At 46.7% G+C, this 23,038-nt stretch carries 20 protein-coding genes; 8 read left to right on the top strand and 12 right to left on the bottom strand.

Annotated features, from left to right (window positions below; genetic code table 11):
- Positions 1-3: 3 nt before the first annotated feature.
- Together CIK90_RS03195 and CIK90_RS03190 are read left to right on the top strand one after the other, a co-directional pair.
- Complete coding sequence (locus tag CIK90_RS03195; RefSeq protein WP_094389825.1) at positions 4-561, top strand: hypothetical protein; 558 nt, start codon at positions 4-6, stop codon at positions 559-561.
- 102 nt (positions 562-663) lie between these two features.
- Entirely contained in the window at positions 664-1,338 is a 675-nt protein-coding gene (locus tag CIK90_RS03190; RefSeq protein ID WP_144007212.1) for a hypothetical protein, read from the top strand.
- Positions 1,339-2,232: 894 nt separating this feature from the next.
- On the opposite strand, the gene rseP is transcribed toward CIK90_RS03190, so the two are convergent.
- The 8 genes from rseP to CIK90_RS03145 all read right to left on the bottom strand — a co-directional run bounded on the left by rseP (position 2,233) and on the right by CIK90_RS03145 (position 12,324).
- Positions 2,233-3,603 carry an RIP metalloprotease RseP gene (gene rseP / locus CIK90_RS03185; protein ID WP_094389827.1) on the bottom strand — a complete coding sequence of 457 codons (1,371 nt, stop codon included), beginning with the start codon at positions 3,601-3,603 and terminating at the stop codon, positions 2,233-2,235.
- 24 nt (positions 3,604-3,627) lie between these two features.
- Positions 3,628-4,788: a 1-deoxy-D-xylulose-5-phosphate reductoisomerase gene (locus CIK90_RS03180; RefSeq protein WP_094435253.1), complete on the bottom strand. Its 1,161-nt coding sequence runs from the start codon at positions 4,786-4,788 to the stop codon at positions 3,628-3,630.
- Positions 4,785-5,294 carry a ribosome maturation factor RimM gene (rimM, locus tag CIK90_RS03175; protein ID WP_094389829.1) on the bottom strand — a complete coding sequence of 170 codons (510 nt, stop codon included), beginning with the start codon at positions 5,292-5,294 and terminating at the stop codon, positions 4,785-4,787. Before rimM ends, CIK90_RS03180 begins: the two co-directional genes overlap by 4 nt.
- Before the next feature lie 52 nt (positions 5,295-5,346).
- Complete coding sequence (gene murA / locus CIK90_RS03170) at positions 5,347-6,651, bottom strand: UDP-N-acetylglucosamine 1-carboxyvinyltransferase (protein WP_094389830.1); 1,305 nt, start codon at positions 6,649-6,651, stop codon at positions 5,347-5,349.
- Between the two features lie 29 nt (positions 6,652-6,680).
- A complete protein-coding gene (locus CIK90_RS03165; RefSeq protein ID WP_094464333.1) occupies positions 6,681-7,292 on the bottom strand; it encodes a DUF4290 domain-containing protein in 612 nt (203 codons plus the stop codon).
- Positions 7,293-7,311: 19 nt separating this feature from the next.
- A complete protein-coding gene (gene tsaB / locus CIK90_RS03160; protein WP_094389832.1) occupies positions 7,312-8,001 on the bottom strand; it encodes a tRNA (adenosine(37)-N6)-threonylcarbamoyltransferase complex dimerization subunit type 1 TsaB in 690 nt (229 codons plus the stop codon).
- Positions 8,002-9,185: 1,184 nt separating this feature from the next.
- Positions 9,186-11,204: a helix-hairpin-helix domain-containing protein gene (locus tag CIK90_RS03150; RefSeq protein ID WP_094464332.1), complete on the bottom strand. Its 2,019-nt coding sequence runs from the start codon at positions 11,202-11,204 to the stop codon at positions 9,186-9,188.
- Positions 11,205-11,223: 19 nt separating this feature from the next.
- On the bottom strand, positions 11,224-12,324 hold the full coding sequence (locus CIK90_RS03145; RefSeq protein WP_094439502.1) for an SGNH/GDSL hydrolase family protein: 1,101 nt from the start codon (positions 12,322-12,324) through the stop codon (positions 11,224-11,226).
- An 88-nt stretch (positions 12,325-12,412) separates the two neighbouring features.
- Between CIK90_RS03145 and ruvB the strand changes: the two genes are divergently transcribed.
- The 5 genes from ruvB to ribD all read left to right on the top strand — a co-directional run bounded on the left by ruvB (position 12,413) and on the right by ribD (position 17,066).
- Positions 12,413-13,450, top strand: a complete 1,038-nt coding sequence (ruvB, locus tag CIK90_RS03140; RefSeq protein ID WP_094389880.1) for a Holliday junction branch migration DNA helicase RuvB — start codon at positions 12,413-12,415, stop codon at positions 13,448-13,450.
- Positions 13,451-13,455: 5 nt separating this feature from the next.
- A complete protein-coding gene (gene coaD, locus CIK90_RS03135; protein ID WP_094389837.1) occupies positions 13,456-13,920 on the top strand; it encodes a pantetheine-phosphate adenylyltransferase in 465 nt (154 codons plus the stop codon).
- Between the two features lie 65 nt (positions 13,921-13,985).
- The gene (ybeY, locus tag CIK90_RS03130) at positions 13,986-14,411 is read left to right on the top strand and encodes an rRNA maturation RNase YbeY (RefSeq protein WP_094389838.1); all 426 of its coding nucleotides are present in this window, start codon (positions 13,986-13,988) and stop codon (positions 14,409-14,411) included.
- A gap of 55 nt (positions 14,412-14,466) precedes the next feature.
- Positions 14,467-16,050, top strand: coding sequence for an L-lactate permease (locus CIK90_RS03125; RefSeq protein WP_094464331.1), 1,584 nt, complete (start codon positions 14,467-14,469; stop codon positions 16,048-16,050).
- A gap of 59 nt (positions 16,051-16,109) precedes the next feature.
- Positions 16,110-17,066 carry a bifunctional diaminohydroxyphosphoribosylaminopyrimidine deaminase/5-amino-6-(5-phosphoribosylamino)uracil reductase RibD gene (gene ribD, locus CIK90_RS03120; RefSeq protein ID WP_094439506.1) on the top strand — a complete coding sequence of 319 codons (957 nt, stop codon included), beginning with the start codon at positions 16,110-16,112 and terminating at the stop codon, positions 17,064-17,066.
- Positions 17,067-17,150: 84 nt separating this feature from the next.
- Here the strand turns inward: ribD and CIK90_RS03115 are convergent, their stop codons facing one another.
- The 4 genes from CIK90_RS03115 to argS all read right to left on the bottom strand — a co-directional run bounded on the left by CIK90_RS03115 (position 17,151) and on the right by argS (position 21,763).
- A complete protein-coding gene (locus CIK90_RS03115) occupies positions 17,151-18,476 on the bottom strand; it encodes an ATP-binding protein (RefSeq protein WP_094464330.1) in 1,326 nt (441 codons plus the stop codon).
- A 210-nt stretch (positions 18,477-18,686) separates the two neighbouring features.
- Positions 18,687-19,475, bottom strand: coding sequence for a Cof-type HAD-IIB family hydrolase (locus CIK90_RS03110; protein ID WP_094464329.1), 789 nt, complete (start codon positions 19,473-19,475; stop codon positions 18,687-18,689).
- A 41-nt stretch (positions 19,476-19,516) separates the two neighbouring features.
- Entirely contained in the window at positions 19,517-19,975 is a 459-nt protein-coding gene (locus CIK90_RS03105) for an RNase H family protein (protein WP_094435267.1), read from the bottom strand.
- Positions 19,976-19,978: 3 nt separating this feature from the next.
- The gene (gene argS, locus CIK90_RS03100; RefSeq protein ID WP_094435269.1) at positions 19,979-21,763 is read right to left on the bottom strand and encodes an arginine--tRNA ligase; all 1,785 of its coding nucleotides are present in this window, start codon (positions 21,761-21,763) and stop codon (positions 19,979-19,981) included.
- Positions 21,764-22,106: 343 nt separating this feature from the next.
- Between argS and CIK90_RS03095 the strand changes: the two genes are divergently transcribed.
- A complete protein-coding gene (locus tag CIK90_RS03095; RefSeq protein WP_094464328.1) occupies positions 22,107-22,802 on the top strand; it encodes a Sir2 family NAD-dependent protein deacetylase in 696 nt (231 codons plus the stop codon).
- The last annotated feature ends 236 nt before the right edge of the window (positions 22,803-23,038 follow it).

The following is a 23,038-nucleotide window of genomic DNA, read 5'->3' as shown; positions in this document are numbered from 1 at the left end:
ACAATGAAAAAATTATTAGTTCTGGCTATCGCCTCAATCATGAGCCTCGGCGCTTCAGCCCAGCTCATTACCTCAAACACCATGACTTATTCTCACAAAAAGGGCAGTGGTTACAACCGTATTGGTGCATCGTACAATTCAATCAGTACTGATGCCGAAGGTTCTGGATCTGTCAGTGGAGCTTCGTTGTCATGGACCAAAGGTATCTCTGTTTCTAAAAGCATGCCTCTATACATAGAGACTGGTATTGGTGCCACTTACGCATTTGATGAATTAAATGCCCTCACAGCCACTATTCCTTTGAACGTAACATACAAGTTACCAGTTACCGAGGGCATCAAGATTGCTCCTTTGGCAGGTTTGACTTTCAATGGAAACATTTTATCAGACGCTGATGACGTGAAGGTCTTTAGCCTTGGTTGGCAGGCTGGAGTTAATGTAGAGTTGGGTAAATTCTATGTTGGTGTAACTTATGGTGGTGGTCTGACCAATTATGCAGGAAACGAGTCATACAGTTGCAAATTGAACAATCTTGCAGCCACTGTCGGTATCGTATTCTAACAAAAAAAAGAATAACTTAATGGTCTGCCGAACATCTGTTACTATAATGGATGTTGGGCAGATTATTTTCTTTAACAATAAAGAGATGATGATATGAAATTCATGATTTTGACAGCATTAATGATGACGTCTATTACCTTTGCACATGCACAAGAGAGCTACACCTTGATTAAAGAAGGCAACAGCTATATTTGCAAAGGTTCTCAACCATGCAAATATGACGAGAAAGCGACCTTCGGAAGCGCTGCACTCTGGGCAATAGAGAAATCAAGCAACATCATTGAGAATACACTGAAGTGTGATGCGAAAAAGCTATCATTAAGCGTCGGTTGTAGCATTGAAGAAAGCGAAAACTCAGACAAGGCTTATACCTTTCAACTCAACATTGGGGTAAACAAGGGGAAGATAGAATTTCTTATAAAAGACGTAAAATGTATTCCAAAGGGTGTTATGGCTGTATTCAAGACCGTATCATTAGACAAGTTGAATTTAGAGAAGAAACCCCAGAACAAGGAATATGTTGATAAGTTTTCTGTTTTATGCAATCAGTTTATGCAGCAAACAATGAAAGAAATCCTTGGAGAAAATATTGATTTGTCTCATTGGGAAGCCATTATCAATGGACAAGTAGTAAAAGGTATGAACCCCAACGAGGTTATATTGGCAAAGGGTAAACCCCTTACAGTCACAGAAAACTCACAACGTACCATGTGGTCTTATGAATCTGGCAGCATCGTTATGATAGAAAACGGAATTGTTAGCGGCGTCATAAACTAAAAAAAAAATAATAATTCATCATGAGAGTGTGTCATAAACAGACACACTCTCACCTTTTTTACTTAGCACACACTAATAATGATGGTCAGCATAAAATATGCTTCGGTCCATATATAATATTTAAGGATCGCGCACGCGCACTCGCGCGCACGCGATGTCGTAAAAATCGACCACTCGACCACCTCTATAGTCTAACATGCAGTAGTTTAGAACTTTAAGTGGTGGTCGAAACTATTATCATCGACCACCCTTCGACCACCGGATTGCCATCGATTATCAACACAGACCAAGCAAAGCAAGTCCTGCATATCGATATATAAGTTAGAGATGTTGTTTATCATCGTTTTTCACAACCTTGACAATACTTTTGTCAAACGTTGGGCAATACCTTTGTCAAATATTGGACAATACCTTTGTCAAATATTGGACAATACCTTTGTCAAACGTTGGACAATATCTTTATCAAACGTTAGATAATATCTTTTTCAAACGCAGAAAAGACCTTTTTCAATCGTTTCGAAACAGTCTTGACAAATGTTAGAAAACACTCTTAACAAACGTTAGGCAATACCTTTACCAAAGGTTTGGAAATGTCTAACTATACGTATCTTGGACTGAGATATGAAATTCGACGAATTTTGGCGGTGGTCGATGGGTGGTCGATAGAAACAGTTTCGACCACAGCATAAAACACTGTATGATAATGCGATACACACTTCTGTGGTCGTGTGGTCGAAATTTTCTGAAAACTAAAAATTTTAGAGAATGTCATAAGCATCGTGGCATTCCACCTGATGAAAGTTCTACTAAAGACAAAACGCTCACGCACGTACCTATTCATATATACGTGCATGAGCGCTTATGTTATTTGATAGCTGTTCTGTCCTATGATTACTACATGATGCCAATCCAACGCAACACATCGTTGAGGTTAGCCACAATCATAAGGAGCATGAGTAAGGCAAGTCCCACATAATTGGCACGTATCATGAAGTTTTCCGATGGTTTACGACGTGTGATAATCTCATAGATGAGGAAAAGCACATATCCGCCATCGAGGATAGGTATGGGCAGAATATTCATAAATGCCAGAATGATAGACAGGAATGCGGTCATCTTCCAGAAGAGATACCAATCCCATGTTGAGGGGAAGAGATTTCCAATGGCTCCGAATCCTCCGAGACTCTTAGCGCCATCGGCAGTAAACACATATTTCAGGTCGTCAACATAGGAACCAAGCACATGCATGCCATATTTGACACCAGCAGGGAAGCTCTCAAAGAATCCATATTTCTGTGTATATGGCTTATAGAGACCCGCTACGCTCTGTACGGTGAATCCCAAACGCATATCGGCAGTGAGCGTTACCACGGCAGTATCGGTTTTTACGCCATTGGTAAATACCACAGGGATGGTGCGCACTTTGAGGCTATCGGCAGGCGATTTAGCATCTGCCAACAGGTCGGAGCGACGATCCAACTGGTCGATAATCTCATTGTATGAATCCACTGCATGTCCATTGACCGCCAGTATTCGGTCGCCTTTCTTCATTCCAATTTGCGATGCAGGCATATTGGGCACGACAGAGTCTGCCACTGCAGGAAGGAGCGGACGCACGAACGAGGGTTCTGCCTTCATCATATTCAGGAGATTCAGGTCACCAGGCAGATTCACCGTCACGGTTTTTCCCTGACGAATCACCTCCACCTGTTGTGCTGCAGCGATATCGCGATACAGGTCGGCACTAAAATCTTTGAAGGCCCCCTTCTCTGTTCCCACGAGAATATCACCATCGCGGAAACCGAGAGCCTTAGCCTCTTTATTAAACTTCATACCGCCAGTCATGTCTTTCACTGGCACATAGGTATCTCCCCAATAGAAGAGAATCATGGAGTAGATAAACAGCGCAAGGAGGAAGTTGACCAGCACACCGCCTATCATGATCAGCAATCGCTGCCATGCCGGTTTGCTTCTGAACTCCCAAGGCTGTGCGGGTTGCTTCATCTGGTCGGTATCGAAGCTCTCGTCGATCATACCGGCAATCTTGCAATAACCGCCAAGGGGAATCCATCCGATACCATATTCAGTGTCGCTGTTTTTGGGTTTAAATTTGAAAAGACTGAATTTCCAGTCGAAGAACATATAGAACTTCTCTACTTTCACTCCAAAAAGTTTCGAGAAGAAGAAGTGACCACCTTCGTGCAAGAGCACCAAGATAGAGATGGCCAACATCAGTTGTAGCAGTTTAATAAGAAAAACTTCCATTCGTTATTTGTGTCTATTCGATTTTTATTTATTCATGAGTTCTGTTGCTATGCGCCTTGCCTCGGCATCGGTCGCAATATATGTATCATAGGTAGGCGAAGCATCGTAGGTGCAACGCTGCATGGTTTCGGCAATGATGTCGCTCATCTGCAGGAATCCACACTTATCTTCAAGGAATCCGCGATTGACAATTTCATTAGCTGCGTTGACGATACAAGGCATGTTTCCACCCTTCTCAATGGCCTCGAAAGCCAGTGCCAAGCAACGGAATTTTTTCAAGTCGGGCTCAAAGAATTCAAGGCTGCGGGTCTTAAACAGGTCGAGGCGCTCACCAGAGAGCGTCAGACGTTTGGGATAAGAGAACGCATACTGTATGGGCAGTCGCATATCAGGCACTCCGAGTTGCGCTTTGACCGCACCGTCATCAAACTGCACAGCCGAATGGACAATGCTTTGCGGATGTACCAATACCTGAATTTGCGAGGCTTTTACACCGAAGAGCCACTTGGCTTCGATGACTTCGAAGCCCTTGTTCATCATCGATGCCGAGTCGATAGTAATCTTCGCTCCCATGTCCCATGTAGGATGTCGGAGTGCATCTGCCTTGGTCACCTGTGCCAACTGCTCAATGGTAAAGTTGCGGAAGGGGCCTCCAGAAGCTGTCAGCAGTATCTTGTCGATGCGGTTGACATCCTCGCCCACAAGACTTTGGAATATTGCCGAGTGTTCACTATCTACTGGCAGGATGGGCGCATGATACTGCGTAGCCAGATTGCCAATCAGTTCTCCAGCCACAACAAGCGTTTCCTTGTTGGCCAGTGCAATGGTCTTTCTTGCTTTGATGGCATGGATGGTGGGGGTCAGTCCAGCAAATCCCACCATGGCAGTGAGTACGATATCAATCGGTTTAGCCTCTACTATCTCGTTGATGGCCTGTGCTCCAGCATAGACTTTCACGTCGGGAATATCGTCGGTGAGTCGTTTGAGTTCATCGTAACGTGCCTCATTGGCAATAACGATAGCTGCCGGATGAAAGCGATGAGCCTGCTCGGCGAGCAGTTCCACACGGTTGTTTGCCGTGAGACAATACACCTCATAGAGGTCGCTATGCTCTTCGATGACCTGCAGAGCCTGTGTTCCTATGGAACCTGTAGATCCGAGGATGGCAATTTGTTTCTTTTTCATATCTCTAACAATCCCTCTGGGATAATTGTTTTTATGGTTCTTTCCGTGGTGTCAATATGGTGTATTAGGTCGTCAGAAGCCGGAATGAGTCGTCCGTCTTCGAGTTCAAAGAGGATGTTATGGGTTGAATCGTCAATCGATGCAATGCGTCCCACCTCTTTTCCTGTATCGGCATCCACGAGCATGAATCCCACGAGCATAGACAGTGAAGGCATGGCGTCCTCCTCTTCTGCCAGACTTCTTGGGAAATAGACATCACACCCTGTGAGTTCTGCTGCCCGTTGTTGGGTATCGACATCGCAGAATTTGATGAGTGCGAGACTGTCTGAACGGAAGCGATACTCTTCCATGAAGAACGGCACGAGTATGCCGTCAATATCGAGAATCAGGTATTCTGCCTCGACACGGTCGAAGACATCATCGGTAAACTGCAGGCTCACCTCGCCTTTCACACCGTGCGACTTGCCCAGTCGTCCTATCTTATAGACCTCTTCTTTACGAATCATCTCACTCTTTGTTATCGTTTGCAGTCGTTCTACACCTTATTTATATATATTATTATATGCGTTCAATGTGTGCACCAAGTGCATTGAGGCGCGCTTCAATATCTTCATAGCCGCGGTCGATCTGCTCGATATTGCTGATTTGGCTGACGCCATCAGCACTCATGGCAGCGATGAGCAGAGCGATACCGGCACGAATATCCGGACTCGACATGCGTTGCGGGCGCAGCGTGTTTACCCTGTCGTGGCCTACCACCACAGCGCGGTGTGGGTCGCAGAGAATGATTTGCGCTCCCATGTCGATGAGTTTATCCACGAAGAAGAGTCGGCTCTCAAACATTTTCTGATGGAAGAGCACTGTTCCACGTGCCTGCGTTGCCACGACGATGAGCACCGACAACAAGTCGGGAGTCAGTCCAGGCCATGGTGCATCAGCCAGCGTCATGATAGTTCCATCGATGAAAGAGTCCACCTCATAATGTTCCTGACGAGGAATATACAAGTCATCACCCTCTTCTATAATCTTCACACCCAATCTGCGGAAAGCGTCTGGAATGATACCCAGATTGCGGAGCGACACATTCTTGATGCGTATGCCGTTGCCCACCATGGCAGCCATTCCGATAAACGATCCCACCTCAATCATATCAGGCAGAAGGCGGTGGGCTGTGCCATGCAGATGCTTCACACCCACGATGGTTATCAGGTTTGATCCGATACCGCTGATATTGGCACCCATGCGGTTGAGCATGTGGCAGAGTTGCTGAATATAGGGTTCACAGGCTGCATTATAGATTGTTGTAGTGCCTTTGGCAAGAACCGCCGCCATGATGATATTGGCAGTACCGGTCACCGAAGCCTCATCAAGCAACATATAGGTGCCCACGAGCTGTTTGGCAGCAATCTCATAAACTTCCGTCTTTGGGTTCTGTCGGAAGTCTGCACCCAGGTATTTGAAGCCGAGAAAATGGGTATCAAGGCGTCGGCGACCGATCTTATCACCCCCAGGTTTAGCAATCACAGCCTTTCCCATACGTGCCAAAAGCGGTCCAATCATCAGCACACTGCCACGCAGTGCAGCACACTTCTGGACAAACTCCTCACTACCGAGGTAGTCGAGATTGAGTTCATCAGCCTGAAAATGAAACACTCCCTGCTGTTCCTTACTGACTTTCACACCGATGTCTTTCAACAACTGTATCAGATTGTTGACGTCACGAATGTCGGGAATATTGCGTATAATAACCTCGTCGTTGGTGAGCAACGTTGCACAGATCACCTGCAAGGCCTCGTTTTTAGCGCCTTGAGGGACGATGGTTCCACTGAGCAGGTGTCCGCCTTCGATTTTGAATGATGCCATAATCAGAATGTTAGGGGTTATAAAAATACTTATCTGCGACCTTTTCCCTTATTGCGTTTCATGGGAATAGGGTCTGTACCGGGAATGATTCTCTCAAACTTAAACTCGTTGAGATCAAGCTGTATCACACCGTCCGTCAGTCGGGCAATATCGTCAGCCACCTTCTCGTCGTCTGTCGAACCATGTCCCCAATTTGCCAGATCACGCTTCATCTGATTGGCAGTCAACCGTGCTAGTTCGTCGCGTTCCTCTCCCGGCGGCATGCTCTTGAGGCGTTCAAAAGACTCATCAAGCAATCTACCGTAGTGACGCATCTTAAACCGGCTCTTGTTATAAGAAATCGGTGCGGGCTTTGCCAAAAACTTTTCTGCCAACGACACATCGTAAGGCCAGTCGATATCGAGCTTCTTGTCGCTGATGAGATATAGGTGATCCCAATAAGCCTGTGCGTCACTGTTGTTGACTCTGGCTTGCGGATTACGACTCTCCATCAGTCTGACGATACTCTTTGCACAGCGCAGGCGTTCCTCTTTGGAAGGTAACGAACAGGCATGTTGCACCATCAACTGAATCTCGCGTCCATATTCAGGCATGACGAGTTTCTCGCGTTGTGTATTGTAATCTATTCCTTTGATGTCCATTGTCATGTTGTTTTGTCTTTTAGAGTAATTTCTTGGGCTTGAGGGCTACAAAGTCTTTCAGATAGAAAGGCACAAAGTAGGCCACATCTTCCGTACGTCCGTCCAGCAATCGGCGCTCTGCCAGCGGCTGCATCCAGCGTGCCTGTGGCTCAATGCCGTCTATATAGTGGGCATTGGGATGATCGATGATGTCCATACACTTCTTCGCACCATTGCCGAAGAAATATACGGGATGCTGGTCGAGCCACTGCCGATAAGTATCGGCATTCACAACGTCGGCACCTACCGGCCGCACCTCTTTCAGGCTGCGATCGTAGATGGCGGCATAAACTTCCATGCGTCGTGCATCGAGCATGGGACAAAGTAAGGCATCGTCTTCAATGCCTTCGCGCAGAAGTATGGGCACACAAAGAAGCTCAAGTGTAGGAACGGCAATGAGTTTCAAGTCACGTCCGTAGCAGACACCCTTTGCCATTGACACACCGATACGCAGTCCCGTATAGCTTCCAGGACCGCAGCTCACAGCCACGGCATCGAATGGAATGGCGTGACTATCAGTGAACGAAAGGGCCTCATCCACCATTGATCCGAGTCGTTCGGCATGGTTAGGACCGCTATGGTCTTCTTCGTGATAAATGCAGTGGCTGTCTTCCGACACTGCCACCGAACATACGTCTGTGCTGGTTTCAATATGTAATATACAAGCCATGTATCTTGGAGTATATAATAGTTCAAGCTGCAAAGTTATGAAAAAAAAACGATATTCTGTGTATTCTGCCCTATTTTTACATTACTTTCACGTCAAAGAAGATAGTACAAAGCGCAAGACTCTCCAACTTTCTCCTATTGTCCTCCTATCATTCTCCCATTTATCATCGTAAAAATGGGACTTACTTGGGACTTACTTGGTAGTCACATGGGACTTACATACAATCTGTATAAGGCCTAAATAGGCCGTGTACAAATACAAAAAAGGAAGAAACTCAGAATCATCTGCAAGTTACCAGGAATATGCTCACTTCTAATATAATACCATCTTCTTAGTTCAGAACTGGACATCCATACGACGGATACAAGCCTAAGCAAAATATCAGAAACACGTAAAACAAAATAGCGCTCAGATAGTTAAAGCCTGTTAACAAACCATTGTTTTCGCACACAAACCCTTGATATACGTCAAGAATATGATAATTTAATGCATGATTTATTGCAAAAATGTTGCGAGATATCGAAAAACATCGTAACTTTGCATCGTCAAAAGGAACAAGAGGTTCCAAAATGACACACACAAATAGATTGTTTTAGGTTAGTAGTAATATTTATAGTTTTAGGTTTTTAGTTATTGGTAAAAAGAAAGTTTGAAATATGGATAACAGTGGTCGCCGTGAGGCTCCCATAACTTTCTTTTTTTTAATTGAATTTTGTTTTATACAAGATATACTACCGCAAGGTAGCCCCGACCGAAAGGTCAACAACATTAGAAAAGGATTTTTAGTTATACATAGGCTTTGGATGTCGCTGCTCGTGGTGAGTAGCGGCATTTTTTTTTGAATTTGGTTGGCAAACTCAATGAATTTGCACCTTCGCTGAATATTTCATTTGACTCCTATACCTATCTGTTGTGAGCGCTATGCAAGTTTTATTGATGTGCAAATCAATTTATTTTCCTCGGCAAATCAATTTATTTTGCTCAGCAATTCAATTTGTTTTCCTCAGCAATTCAATTTACTTTCCTCGGCAATTCAATTTACTTTGCTGAGCAACGAAACATCCACAAGCATGCAACACGCTATATACAAGCATATTACATGGCTTTTCAACAACACAGAGAAAACAGGTCTTTTGAAGCCATCGATATCAGACAATGCCAAAAGGTATGACCATGGTGATCGTTCAGAACTTCCACTCCATCTGCAACTGTAGGTCGGGTTGCGAGGAATGGCATATTTCCTGCTTGCCACTGCCTATCTTAGAACGGTCGAAATAATCGGTGACACCCAACTTGGCTGTTAGCATCAGACGGTTGGCAATGGTGGCAGAGGCCAAGAAACTATACCGGATGCCTTCACCATAGAAGGCAGGGAAATAGAAATCATAGCGCAACGATGGCTCATACTGATAGAGGCGGCTCTCATAACTATTGGTGTGGAAATAGCCCATGCGCCCCGACAGGCGGAAGGCGGAACGTTTCCAAGTCAGCTGCTGACTACCCATATAGCCCCAATACTGCTGATGGATGCTAACCGAAGTGCCGTCGAACTGGGTCTGCCAAGATAGCCACGAACCTATTGCCCTACTCAGCCGGAGGCGCAACCGATGGTTGTAGCGATTGTAGAGAGTGGTTTTCTCTGCATTGTCGCGCTGGGTGAGATGCAGTCGGTAATAGCCATCAAGCATCCAATTGCGACTCTTCCACTCGCAAGCCACCTTGGTATCGAAGGCATCGCTCGATGCGCTGACCTGATAGCGTGCCCAAGCAAAGTGGGTATAGTCGGCATATACCTTCAACAGAAATCGCCATGAGGGTCGCCATTCCATGCCGACATACATGCCATGCTCGTTTTGCACCTTGCCTCCTTCCGAGAAACTGCGGGCATGGAGGGCGGTGTATTGCTTGTCGTAGTAGCGGTGGATGGCTGAAAAAGTCAGTGAGGTGGCAGGATGCCAAGTAGCACGATGCAGCAAAGCCAAGTGGCCATGGCGGTTGATGGCTGCTTCGCCTGCCAACGAGATGTTATCGCCTGTATAACCGTAATCCACGCTCATATTGGCAAAGGTGGCTCCTGCGGCTTGATAGCGACGGAAGGGAGCACCCTCACGGTCGGGGTCAAGTGTGCGGTCGAAGTGGGAAAAGACGAAATTGCCATTGACATAGACCTTCTTGCCATGCCAGCCAACACTTCCACCGGCATCCCATCGGTAGGTATTATGCTTTTTGTCCATCTCGGCAGGCAGGCGATGGTAGCCCGAAGTGAGCAGTGTGCGCACCGTTCCATCATCGTTGAGCGTGGCATCAAGCGGTCGGTAGGAGCCGAATACGGTGGTGCGCCAATGGTCAGACAGGCGCATGGTCAGGGCTGCACCCTGCAGATAGTTGGCAACAGATCGTGAGCTGTAGGCTCGGATATCGGCAGAGGATCGCATGGCAGACTGTAGCATCATGGTTTTTCCCATGGCGAAAGCTCCGTTCATGATGAGTCCCATGCCCATCTGCACCCGATACATCCCCAGACAAAGGCGGTCGATACGCCCCAAATGGTTGAGTTGCAGAAAATAGGAATAGTGGTCATACCCCATCTTGTTGCGGTCGGAAAAGAAGGGTTCGCCGGCATCTTGTGCTGCCGTAAACCCCACTTTCAATCGGTCGCGATAGTTGTGCTGATAGCGCACGGTATGGGCATAGCGCTTGCCCAAATATCCATCGCGGTAGCCCTTACGGGTGTAAAACGGTATGGAGACGGTGGCTGACAGCGTATTGTCGCCTCGCAAGAGGGCTGAGTCCAGTCGCAACGTGGGCATTTGACGCTCGACGGGTGCCACACAGACAAAGTGTAACAGCAGTCGGCGCACATCGTCACCTATCGACTTCACCAACAGCAGTTCGCTAAGGGATAGCATGGCCTTGTTGCGATAGACATACTCCAAGAGGTCGCCCACCTGTCTGGCGGAAAGAAAAGGCAGCCGCTCAAGTTGCTCGCGAGTGGCGCTATTCAGGTTGATGGGGTGGTTTTCCAGTTCTGTCAATTGGTCGAATGCCTCTTCCCATTGGGCGGCATCGCCCTCATCAGCCTCAACCCACTGCCAAAAATCATCTTGCCAAGGGCGCGATTGCTGTGCCGACAGCATCAAAGGCGATGCTGTCAGGCATAGAAGCAGACATAGGCACTGCCCCCACTTGCTATAGTTTGCCATATCCTCCCTATTTGGTTAATCAAAACCACTTCATCAGCGGTCGCAAGAATGCAACGAGCTCAGCTGCCATTTTCTGGTGTTGCCAGAGTGATGGATGCCATGAAGCGCCATAGTATAAATCGCCGGTTTGGGGTGTGAAGTCGAAGCGATAGACCTCGGCGTCACCTCCCTTGCGTGCCTCTGCCACTACTTCATCGAGGATTCGACGGGCTATGTCGAGCTCTTTGCCATTGAGCATAGAACCGCAAAGATACACTATTTTTGCATGTGGATTGCGTTGGCGCACCTGAGCGAGAAAGCGTTTGTAGGCTTGTTTAAGCAACTTTGTATCGTAATTGTTGGTGGAGAGGTCATTGGTGCCAAGGTTGATGCACACCAACTGAGGTTGGTAACGGGCAAAATCCCATTTCTCCGAACGGTCGTAGAGGTTGGTGTAGAGATATTCGGTGGTCATCACATTGTCGGGAGTACCTGTCTTCGGACCGTCATAACTGCGATATACTCCAATTCCACTGCGTGCCACGACATGCGCTACGGCATCAAGATCACGCGTAGCGATTTGCGCATAGGTGAAATAGTGGTTCTCTGTTTCGTATTCGAAAGGATCGCTCATCTCGATACTCTCGTTGCCATAACCGCAGGTGATGCTGTTGCCGATAAATTCGATAGTGCGTTGGGGCAATGCAGGGGCTGTCAACAACTTAGCGCCAGCGTCGAGAACAAAACCACGGAAGTCGGGTTTAAGTTCATAACCTTCTATCACATACATCAATCGCACATCATGACAACCTTGAGGTAAGGCTGTGGCAAGTGTAACAACCGAATCGCGCTCACCCATGAAACTCACTTTGAAGGGTTCGGCACCATCTATTTGTGCCATAAAATAGCCGCTGCGGGGTTTTGCCATCATCTTCAGCGAGGTGCCGGTAAAGCGCGCAATGATCTGTGTGCCAGGGAAAGTGAAGCGCGGACGCATGGGATTGGAGAAACAGATGCGTCCCACATACTGGATGCAACTGTCGGTGGGGTTGATAACTGTGCCTGTTACAGGACGTGTGGTCGATGCCGCAGCCGAAAAGACGGCAACAACTGAGAGCATGAGGAAAACGATTCTTTTCATGAACTATAGTATGGTTTTTTTGTTATTCGCTTTGCAAAATTACAAAAATTATGATTAACTTTGCACCAAAAGCGATAAAAAAACAATGATGGACGAAGATTTCGACATAAGACAAGAGCAAATCTCAGCATCGGAGAAAGACTATGAAAACGCACTCAGACCACTCTCGTTCGATGATTTCAGCGGACAGAAACAAGTGGTAGAGAATCTCCGGGTGTTTGTAGAGGCTGCTAAATATAGGGGCGAACCATTGGACCACACCCTGCTCCATGGCCCACCAGGACTGGGTAAGACCACACTGTCCAATATCATTGCCAATGAATTGGGAGTGGGATTCAAGATTACCAGCGGACCGGTGCTCGACAAACCGGGCGACTTGGCAGGCATCCTGACATCGCTCGAAAAAAACGATGTGCTCTTTATTGACGAGATACACCGTCTGTCACCAGTGGTTGAAGAGTATCTATACTCGGCTATGGAGGACTATCGCATAGACATCATGATAGACAAAGGACCGTCGGCACGGTCCATACAGATTGACCTCAACCCCTTCACACTCGTGGGGGCTACAACAAGAAGCGGACTCTTGACGGCTCCACTGCGCGCACGTTTCGGTATCAACATGCACTTGCAGTATTACCAACCAGAGACGCTACAACGCATTATCACGAGATCGGCATCGATTCTCGGTGTACCCATCACCGCTGAAGCAGCGGCTGAAATAGCGGGAAGATCGAGAGGTACGCCACGTATCGCCAATGCACTGTTGCGACGAGTGCGCGACTTTGCACAGGTGAGAGGCACTGGACGCATCGACACCAATATCACACAGGTGGCATTGACAGCGCTCAACATCGACCAATACGGACTGGACGAGATAGACAACAGACTGCTGTTGACCATCATCGATAAGTTTAAAGGGGGACCTGTGGGCATCACGACCATTGCTACGGCTATCGGAGAAGATGCAGGAACTGTGGAGGAAGTCTATGAACCATTCCTCATCATGGAGGGTTTCATCAAGCGAACACCACGAGGAAGAATGGTCACCGAACTGGCTTACAAGCACTTTGGACGCAACCCCTATACGGGAAACATCATGGAACCAGGACTCTTTGACGAATAAAAACTATGAGAACAGGAATATTTGTGGGAAGCTTCGACCCCTTTACCATCGGACACGACAGCATCGTCAGACGAAGTGTGGCACTATTTGACAGACTCGTTATCGGCGTAGTGGGCGACCATGTGGGGAAACCTTATATGCAACCGGCGGAAAATCGGATGAAGGCGATTGCCGAACTCTATGCTGACGAACCACGCATAGAAGTGAAACCGTACTACGGACTGGCGGTGGATTTCGCTCGCAACGAGGGGGCACAGTACATCATCAAAGGGGTTAGGTCGGTAAAAGACTTTGAGTATGAACGCGAACAGGCGGACATCAACAGACAAATGAGTGGGGTGGAAACACTGCTGCTATACAGCGAACCACAACTTTCGAGCGTTTCTTCAACCATGGTGCGAGAACTGATGCACTTCGGAGTAGATGTTTCTCCTTATCTGCCCAAAGCTAAAACACCAACGAAGCAATAACGCTGGGCAATGAAAATACAGCGTATGACTACAATATACAGATAGAACGAAACAATAAAGACAATATGATAACATACAACGCAGAAAACGTGAAATTCCCGAAAATAAAGCGCCGGGAAACCACAGCATGGATTAAAAGAGTAGCTGCCTCCTATGGAAGAAAGGTGGGAGAGATAGGGTATCTCTTCTGCGATGACGAGAAAATACTGGAGGTGAACCGCGAATACCTGCAACACGACTATTATACTGATATCATCACCTTCGACTATGATGAGGATGACATCATCAGCGGAGACCTCGTCATATCACTCGACACCGTGAAGAGCAATGCAGAACTCTTCCATAAAAACTATGACGAAGAACTACACCGCGTCATCATACACGGCATCCTACACCTCTGTGGCATCAACGACAAAGGGCCGGGAGAACGGGAAATCATGGAGGCTGCAGAAAACAAAGCGCTGGCAATGCGAACCGCAGAAGCACAATAGCCGAAAAACGAAACTGTAAATACTTACACACAAATACACTAAAACACTAAAACCTATGACAGCAATTATCGCTATTATCCCCATTATCCTGCTCTTCGTATTGATGCTGGGACTGAAAATGCCCGGTCACAAGAGCGCGTTTATCACTTTGGCTGCCACCGTCCTGTTAGCGCTATTCGTGGCGCCAGCAATGGGCATGATGCCAGAAAAGTTTGCCACTGCCAGTACCTATGCAGTAGTGTGGTGGAGTCTTGTGGAAGGCATACTCAAAGCCGTATTTCCTATACTCATCATCATTCTGATGGCTATCTACAGCTATAACATACTGGTGGAATCGAAAGAAATAGAAACTATCAAACAGCAGTTCACATCGTTTACAGACGATAAAGGAATACTCGTTCTCATGCTTGTATGGGGATTCGGAGGACTTCTCGAAGGTATGGCGGGATTCGGAACGGCTGTGGCTATTCCTGCGGCAATACTTATCGGACTGGGATTCAAACCGATGTTCTCGGCACTGGTGGCCCTCATCGGAAACACCGTGGCTACGGGATTCGGTGCTGTGGGAGTGCCGGTAACAACGCTCTGCAACGAAGTGGCACCGGGCGGATCGGCATCGGCAGAAGCCATTTGCGAGACATCGGCATTCGCTGTGGTACAGCTCTCACCATTGTTCGTCCTGCTGCCGTTTATCATCCTGATGCTCACCGACCGGAAAGCTTGGGCGAAAAACATTGCACTGGCACTATGGACGGGCATCATATCGGTAGTGGTGCAATATCTCTGCGCACGCTATCTGGGATCGGAAACTCCTGCTATCATAGGCAGTGTGGCGGCTATCGTGGCTATCATCATCTATGCTAAACTCTTTGGGAAGAAGAAGGAACATCGTGAGAACGAACGACACTTCACACTCGGAGAGACCTTCCGCGCATGGAGCGTATATCTCTTTATCCTTGTGTTTATCCTTGTCAGCGGTGCACTATGCCCACCAGTCAACGATTTCCTCAAAACACATCTCGTATCGAAAGTGCCGCTGCCAGTCATCGGATCGACGTTCAAATTCGGATGGATATCCAATGCAGGACTTATGCTCTTCTTAGGTGCTACCATCGGTGGAATGATACAAGGACTTTCTTTACGCAAGTTGATGACAGTGCTTGCACGTACTACCATCAACCTGCAGAAAACGGTGGTGACCATCGTTTCACTCATCGCATTGGCATCGGTCATGAACTATAGCGGCATGATAGGGGCTATTGCGGCAGGACTCGTGGCACTGACTGGATCGTTCTATCCATTCTTTGCACCACTCATCGGCGCTATCGGAACATTCGTTACAGGATCTGATACCTCGTCGAATATACTTTTCGCAAAACTACAAGCCAATGTGGCAGGACAGTTGGGCATGACGGGCACATCGTCATTCTATGGCATCTCTGGCACGGAAAGCAACTGGCTCGTCGCTGCAAATACCACTGGTGCAACTGGTGGAAAGATGATTTCACCACAAAGTATCGCTATTGCTACTGCATCGTGTGATATGCAAGGAAAGGACGGAGAGATTATGCTTTCGGCTATTCCCTATGCGGTGGTATATATCATACTCGGAGGACTCATGGTCTATTTCGGTATTTAATCTGGATGACATAACATACGGACACGGCCTACAACAAGACAACATACACCTATTTATATATGGAACACGACAACAAGCAACCGGTTTGGACGGACGACGACGTGAAATATATGCGGCGTTGCATACAACTGGCAGAGAACGGACTGCTATCCACACGACCTAACCCGATGGTGGGTGCGGTGATTACAGCACGCGGAAGAATCATTGGAGAGGGCTATCACGTGAGATGCGGACAAGGTCATGCTGAAGTGAATGCCTTTGCTTCTGTACGTCAAGACGACGAACCGTTGCTCAAAGAGGCAACCGTCTATGTGTCGCTCGAACCCTGCTCACACTGGGGCAAGACGCCACCTTGCGCCGATCTGATTATCAGCAAGGGAGTGAAGCGCGTTGTGGTGGGCATCATCGACCCATTTGCCCAAGTGCAAGGACGGGGCATCAGAAAGTTGCGTGAAGCTGGAATAAAGGTGGAAGTGGGATTGTTGGAGGATGAGTGTTGGTGGCTCAACAGGCGATTCTTTACTTATCATGCCCAACAACGACCATACATCATCCTGAAATGGGCACAGACGGGCGATGGATTTATCGATGACCATTACCACCCAGTAATGATTTCCAATCCGCAAACGCAAATGCTTTCACACAAACTGAGATCGGAGGAAATGGCTATATTGGTGGGACATACCACTGCTGAGCGCGACAAACCGGCTCTCAACGTGCGACACTGGACTGGACAAGATCCGAAGCGCATCATTCTAACCCATGCACGCCCACTGCAGCAACTCATAGATGATCTTCATCAACAGGGCATCCAGTCGCTCATCGTGGAAGGAGGAAGAAAGACATTGGAAAGTTTCATAGAAGCGGGATTATGGGACGAAATACGGAGAGAGCTATCGCCCATGACCGTTGGAGACGGTACTCCTGCTCCCCATTTGCCTGCCGACATCGCCATTGTCAGCCATCACCATTATGCCGACAACACCATCACCGTCTATCGCCGCAAACAACATTAAGCATCACAAGCATAATCAGGCTACTACATAACACATGCAGGGATTCCTTTCAGAATCCCTGCACGTGTTATAATAGTTTCTCGTTCAACATTTATTGAAAATATTCTTGATGGCATAAAGTGGATAGACCCTGATGTCATCATAACTACAGAAATTTTCAAGTGATGTACGGATTCCATAGTCAATGTCTTTCTGGTGAAGAAAATAACGCATACTTTGCATAGAACCTTTGATACCCGATTTAACTTCTATTGGACGTATCTTATCAGCAAGTTGTACTACGTAATCCACTTCAGCATTGCTGCCACTCTTCTCCCGATGCCAACAGAAAAGTGATTTTGGTTCGTAACAAGAGGATGATTTGACTATTTCGTTACCAACGAAAGTTTCTGCGATGGCACCACGATTTACAACTTGTATGTCGGTAGTGGATAGAATATCTGAAAGGTCTAAACCTAAAAGACATTGCAACAATCCAGTATCAAGGAATATCATACGACGATATTTTTCATTGATTTCTGCTCCCAAAGGTATTCCGTTGGCAGACGTATGGGTTACTGGATATACAAGTCCGGCAAGGATAAGAGTTTCAAGTGCTGTTTTAATCTGCTCGCTGTTTCCATCGCAGTTCACCTTGCTATATACGAATTTGCCAAGCCCTTGCTCGGCAACAGAACGGAATACGGCATCAATACGAACAGACGGGACACGCTGGCGATACTTTACAAAATCATCTCTAAACGACTGTATCAGGTCGCGCAATAGGTGCTGACACTCTTGCAAATTACCATCTTGACAAAATCTGGATACCACAGCGGGCATTCCTCCCATAATCAGGAACAACCGCAATTTGCGCACGGCTTGCTCATGTATAGGTTCTGGAAGTGGATTAAATGGATTTGCTTTGGCTATCACACTTGCCAACATCTCATCACCCGTAGCCCACAAAAACTCCTCGTAAGAAAATGGATACATAAAGATACTTCTTATTCTTCCAACTCCATAGGATGGTAACGATTCTAAAGCAAACTCCAAAAGAGAGCCAGCCGCTATTAGATGTTGTTCTGGATACTTTTCATAAAAGTATCTTAAACGATTAATTGCTTGTGGGCATGCTTGTATCTCATCGAAAAACAAAAGGGTTTTGCCTGCAATAATTGGCTGATGAAGCTGTATTGACAACAATTGGCAGATCTCTTGTGGTGAATAAGTTCCGTCAAACATATAATGTATGTCAGGCCGTTCATTGAAATCCACTTCTGCAAAGTTATCAAATTGCTCCGAAAGATGCCGTACTGCAGTTGTTTTTCCAACTTGTCTTGCTCCTCGCAATAGCAGAGGTTTTCGGTCTGTTTGCTTTGCCCAGTTCTGAAGTTCTTTGTCTATATATCGTTTGTTATATTTAGCCATATCCTATATGTTACTGGTTTTCAGTCGCAAAGATACCACTTTTTTATGAAATTAAGAATCAAGAATTGGTTAAATTTTATAAAATTAGGGGCTAAGAATTACCTATATCAGAGAAAATTAGGGGCTAAAAGCTGCCCAAACCTTATAAAATTAGGGGCTAAGAATCACTCAAATCAGAGAAAATTAGGGGCTAAGAACAGAATTAAGACATTAGATAATGCCATAATGGCGAAGCGCCAAAAGGATGCCATCATCATCTACACTTGTAGTAACATAAGTAGCAGCAGCCTTCAATTCGGGGATGGCATTACCCATGGCGATGCCTGTTCCAGCCTTGAGAATAATGCTCATATCGTTGCCACCGTCACCGAAAGCGATGGTGTGGCTCATATCTATACCTTCCGCCTCTGCCATGGCGATGAGCCCTTTGCCTTTGTCAGCATCGCAATGGGTAATGTCGGTAAACTCCGGATGCCATCTGCCTGACACACAATGGGGCACTTGGGGCATGAGCAACGACTCATGGTGGGCATCAAAGAATGCCGACAACTGATAGACAGGTTCTTCCATAGCCACGTCAAGGGGCGTATCGTAGTCGATATTGGTCACCGCAAGGTCGTGTTCAAAGATACGTGCAATACACTCTTTGCTATTGAATGGCACCATGCGTGACTCGGTACAAACGAGACAAGCATCGTCATTCTGACGACAATCGTTGAGAATCAAATCCACATCGGCAGGGGCTATAGGCACACGACGAACGGTGCGCTTGCCTACAAAGCAATGTGCTCCGTTGGTAGTGATATAGCCGTCAATGAGATGTTCGATAGGTTTGAGATTGTTGAGAATATAATAGGGACGTCCCGTAGAAATATAGATGCGTGCACCATTGGCCTTAGCCTGTGTGAGGGCAAGGATGGTAGATGGTGGTATCTGGTGGGTTTTGAAACTAACGAGAGTACCGTCGATATCGAAGAAAAGGGCATATTGATGATCCATGAAATACAATCTTTATATTGTGAAACTAGTGGGTAAGAGGTTTATTTCCTACCGAAATCGGCAGGCACCTCACCCCATTTCTTGGTTTCCCACTTGATGATGGGGTTTGTCCAAGTGTGTGTGTTCAACCAACGCTCGGCGCGCTGGATAATCTGATAGAGTGGTTCTGTCTGTGGTGTGCGCTCAAGTTTGGTCTTACACTGACGCTTCTTCACCCAAAGAATGGCATTGTAAGAGTCGCTATAGATGGTTTTTTGCGTTTGTCCTTGCTGTTGCATGAGTGCGAGTGCATGGACTATGGCGAGAAATTCACCGATATTGTTGGTGCCTTTCATCGGACCGAAATGGAACACACGGGCACCTGTAGCTAAGTCGATGGCCTGATATTCCATCGGACCGGGATTTCCGGAACAGGCAGCATCGACGGCCCACGCGTCTGCCGTCACCTCAAGAGGCAACGGCAGAACGGTGTCGTTTCGATAGTCGGGAGGGTTCTGCATGGGCTACATACGCTCAGGAACCTCGATACCAAGCAGTGCCATGCCATTGCGGATGACTTTTGCCACGTTGCGTGCAATAACAAGGCGCACGAGTTTCTTCTGCTCATCGGCCTCGTTGAGGATGCTATAGTCGTGGTAGAACTGGTTGAATACCTTTGTGAGTTCGTAGCAGTAGTTGGCAATGCCACTGGGACTGTAGTCTTTACCGGCCTGCTCTACGGCAGCGCCATACTCGCTCATCTTCTGGATGAGTTCGGTTTCCTTGTCGGAAAGAACTGCGGTGAGTGGTGCTTCGGATGCTCCCTGCTCGCCTGCCTTGCGCAGAATGCTGCGGATACGGGCATAGGTATATTGGATGAAAGGACCGGTATTGCCATTGAAGTCGATAGACTCTTCGGGATTGAAGAGCATATTCTTGCGTGCATCAACCTTCAGAATGAAGTATTTCAGGGCACCCATTCCCACGATGCGTGCAATCTCGTTGCGCTCGTCTTCACTCATATCGTCAAACTTACCCAGTTCCTCACTGGTCTTCTTGGCGTCGCTGACCATGAGTGCCATCAAGTCGTCGGCATCGACAACAGTACCTTCACGGCTCTTCATCTTACCATTGGGAAGTTCGACCATACCATAGGAGAAGTGGACAAGTTCCTTACCCCACTTGAAACCGAGGCGATCGAGGAGTATTGAAAGTACCTGGAAGTGGTAGTTCTGCTCATTGCCCACCACGTAAATCATCTTGTCGATGGGGTAATCCTGGAAGCGCATTTCAGCAGTACCGATATCCTGTGTCATATAGACACTGGTTCCATCGGAACGCAACAGGAGTTTCTGGTCAAGGCCCTCGTTAGTAAGATCGGCCCAAACAGAATTGTCGGCATGACGCTCAAAGAGGCCTTTGGCAAGTCCTTCCTCTACTTTGGCTTTACCCTTGAGATAGGTCTGCGATTCATAGTAAATCTTATCAAACGAAACACCCATCTTTTTGTAGGTCTCGTCGAAACCGGCATATACCCAGTTGTTCATCTTTTGCCAGAGGGCACGCACTTCGGGATCATTATTCTCCCACTTCACCAACATCTCGTGTGCCTCCTTAATGAGAGGAGCCTCCTGCTTGGCTTGTTCTTCGTCCATGCCACTTTCAACAAGTTGCTTTACTTCTTCGCGATAATGCTTATCGAAAGCAACATAGTAATCACCAATCAGGTGGTCGCCCTTCTTACCGCTTGTCTCAGGAGTCTCGCCATTGCCATATTTCAACCAAGCCAACATAGACTTACAGATATGTATGCCTCGGTCGTTGACAATATTGGTCTTCACTACACGATTACCGTTAGCCTGCATAATCTGTGCTAACGACCAGCCCAACAGGTTGTTGCGCACGTGTCCTAAGTGAAGTGGTTTGTTGGTATTGGGCGAAGAGTATTCGATCATCACCAACGGACTATTTTCATTAGCTTGACGCTCACCATAGTGTTCGTTGGCATTGATATCGTTGAGCAGGGCAAGCCATGCTGCTGGCGCAATAACCAGATTGAGGAAACCCTTCACAACGTTGAATCCTGCAACAGCTTCGCAATGGTCTGCAAGATACTGACCAATCTCTTGTGCAGTCTGTTCTGGATTCTTCTTAGAAATCTTAAGGAAGGGAAATACCACTAATGTAAGATTACCCTCAAACTCACTACGTGTCTTCTGCAGTTGCACCATCTTTTCGGGCACTTGTTGTCCGTAAAGTGATGATACGGCCTCTTGTGCCGATGTGATTATCTGTGATTCTATATTCATATACCTATTATATTTAGAGTGCAAAGGTACGATTAAGTGAGCAGAATACAAAAAGAAATACCAAATTTCTTTTGGATTCTCGAACGTGAGTACCTAAGATGCGAAGCATCAGAGGTACGATTAAGTGAGCAGAATACAAAAAGAAATACCAAATTTCTTTTGGATTCTCGAACGTGAGTACCTAAGATGCGAAGCATCAGAGGTAACTACAAAGCCTTTAAAGCCATACGAATAAGCGATAGAAAAAACATACGCCACAGAAAATTATATGCAGAAATGCTTTCGCAATTGCTGGAAATTTCGTACTTTCGCATCAACTAAACACTAAAAAAGCAATTGCCTTATGAAGAAAATCGTAGTTTTGACAGGTGCCGGAATGTCGGTAGAGAGTGGACTGAAAACTTTTCGCGATGCTGACGGATTGTGGGAAAACTATCCCGTAGCACAGGTGGCAACACACGAAGGATGGCTCGAAAACCCCACTTTGGTGACCAATTTCTATAATATGCTGCGAAAAAAATGTATCGATGCCAAACCCAATGAGGGCCATAAACTTGTAGCAGAACTCGAAAAGAAATATGATGTGACTGTAGTGACACAGAATGTGGATAACCTTCACGAGGCTGCGGGCTCATCAAAAGTAATCCATCTGCACGGCGAACTCATGAAGGTGTGCAGCAGTAGGGATGTAGATAACCCGCGATATCAGCAACTTCTCACTGCCGAGAACTGTGAAGTAAAGCCCGGCACACTGGCTGGCGATGGATCGCTTCTCCGCCCCTTTATAGTCTTTTTCGGCGAAGGCGTGCCAATGATCAGTCGTGCAGCGGATGAAGCAGAACATGCGGACATCTTTATTATCATCGGTACATCGCTCAACGTCTATCCTGCAGCCGGACTTGTACAGTATGTCAGACCGGGAGTACCTGTATATCTCATAGACCCCCACCCCGTCAATGCCGGTTCCAACGTGCAGCAGATACAGGCTGGTGCCAGCGAAGGCATGCGTCAACTCTCAAAACTGCTTCTTTCAGACTAACGCAAGCTATGGATTATAGGATTCATAAGCAATAATGGTCGCGAAATGTAAACAAGTGCTAAAATACTGATGTTTTCGCACACAGCAATTGATTCATATCAATAATATATGTTTATTTTGCGTAAAATATTCCAAAAAAGTTGCGTCGTTATGAAAATCATCGTAACTTTGCATCGTCAAAAAGAACAAGAGGTTCTTATCAGACATTCGGTTAATAGATTGTTTTAGGTTAGTAG

The organism is Prevotella sp. P5-126 (genome assembly GCF_002251185.1).
GTDB lineage: Bacteria > Bacteroidota > Bacteroidia > Bacteroidales > Bacteroidaceae > Prevotella.
Note: the sequence above shows the minus strand (reverse complement) of the source record. Positions and strands in the feature narration are given on the sequence as shown.

Coding starts and splice junctions, on each gene's coding strand:
- CIK90_RS03195 (WP_094389825.1), top strand. CDS start 4: ATGAAAAAATTATTAGTTCTGGCTATCGCCTCAATCATGAGCCTCGGC.
- CIK90_RS03190 (WP_144007212.1), top strand. CDS start 664: ATGATTTTGACAGCATTAATGATGACGTCTATTACCTTTGCACATGCA.
- rseP (WP_094389827.1), bottom strand. CDS start 3,603: ATGGAAGTTTTTCTTATTAAACTGCTACAACTGATGTTGGCCATCTCT.
- CIK90_RS03180 (WP_094435253.1), bottom strand. CDS start 4,788: ATGAAAAAGAAACAAATTGCCATCCTCGGATCTACAGGTTCCATAGGA.
- rimM (WP_094389829.1), bottom strand. CDS start 5,294: ATGATTCGTAAAGAAGAGGTCTATAAGATAGGACGACTGGGCAAGTCG.
- murA (WP_094389830.1), bottom strand. CDS start 6,651: ATGGCATCATTCAAAATCGAAGGCGGACACCTGCTCAGTGGAACCATC.
- CIK90_RS03165 (WP_094464333.1), bottom strand. CDS start 7,292: ATGGACATCAAAGGAATAGATTACAATACACAACGCGAGAAACTCGTC.
- tsaB (WP_094389832.1), bottom strand. CDS start 8,001: ATGGCTTGTATATTACATATTGAAACCAGCACAGACGTATGTTCGGTG.
- CIK90_RS03150 (WP_094464332.1), bottom strand. CDS start 11,204: ATGGCAAACTATAGCAAGTGGGGGCAGTGCCTATGTCTGCTTCTATGC.
- CIK90_RS03145 (WP_094439502.1), bottom strand. CDS start 12,324: ATGAAAAGAATCGTTTTCCTCATGCTCTCAGTTGTTGCCGTCTTTTCG.
- ruvB (WP_094389880.1), top strand. CDS start 12,413: ATGGACGAAGATTTCGACATAAGACAAGAGCAAATCTCAGCATCGGAG.
- coaD (WP_094389837.1), top strand. CDS start 13,456: ATGAGAACAGGAATATTTGTGGGAAGCTTCGACCCCTTTACCATCGGA.
- ybeY (WP_094389838.1), top strand. CDS start 13,986: ATGATAACATACAACGCAGAAAACGTGAAATTCCCGAAAATAAAGCGC.
- CIK90_RS03125 (WP_094464331.1), top strand. CDS start 14,467: ATGACAGCAATTATCGCTATTATCCCCATTATCCTGCTCTTCGTATTG.
- ribD (WP_094439506.1), top strand. CDS start 16,110: ATGGAACACGACAACAAGCAACCGGTTTGGACGGACGACGACGTGAAA.
- CIK90_RS03115 (WP_094464330.1), bottom strand. CDS start 18,476: ATGGCTAAATATAACAAACGATATATAGACAAAGAACTTCAGAACTGG.
- CIK90_RS03110 (WP_094464329.1), bottom strand. CDS start 19,475: ATGGATCATCAATATGCCCTTTTCTTCGATATCGACGGTACTCTCGTT.
- CIK90_RS03105 (WP_094435267.1), bottom strand. CDS start 19,975: ATGCAGAACCCTCCCGACTATCGAAACGACACCGTTCTGCCGTTGCCT.
- argS (WP_094435269.1), bottom strand. CDS start 21,763: ATGAATATAGAATCACAGATAATCACATCGGCACAAGAGGCCGTATCA.
- CIK90_RS03095 (WP_094464328.1), top strand. CDS start 22,107: ATGAAGAAAATCGTAGTTTTGACAGGTGCCGGAATGTCGGTAGAGAGT.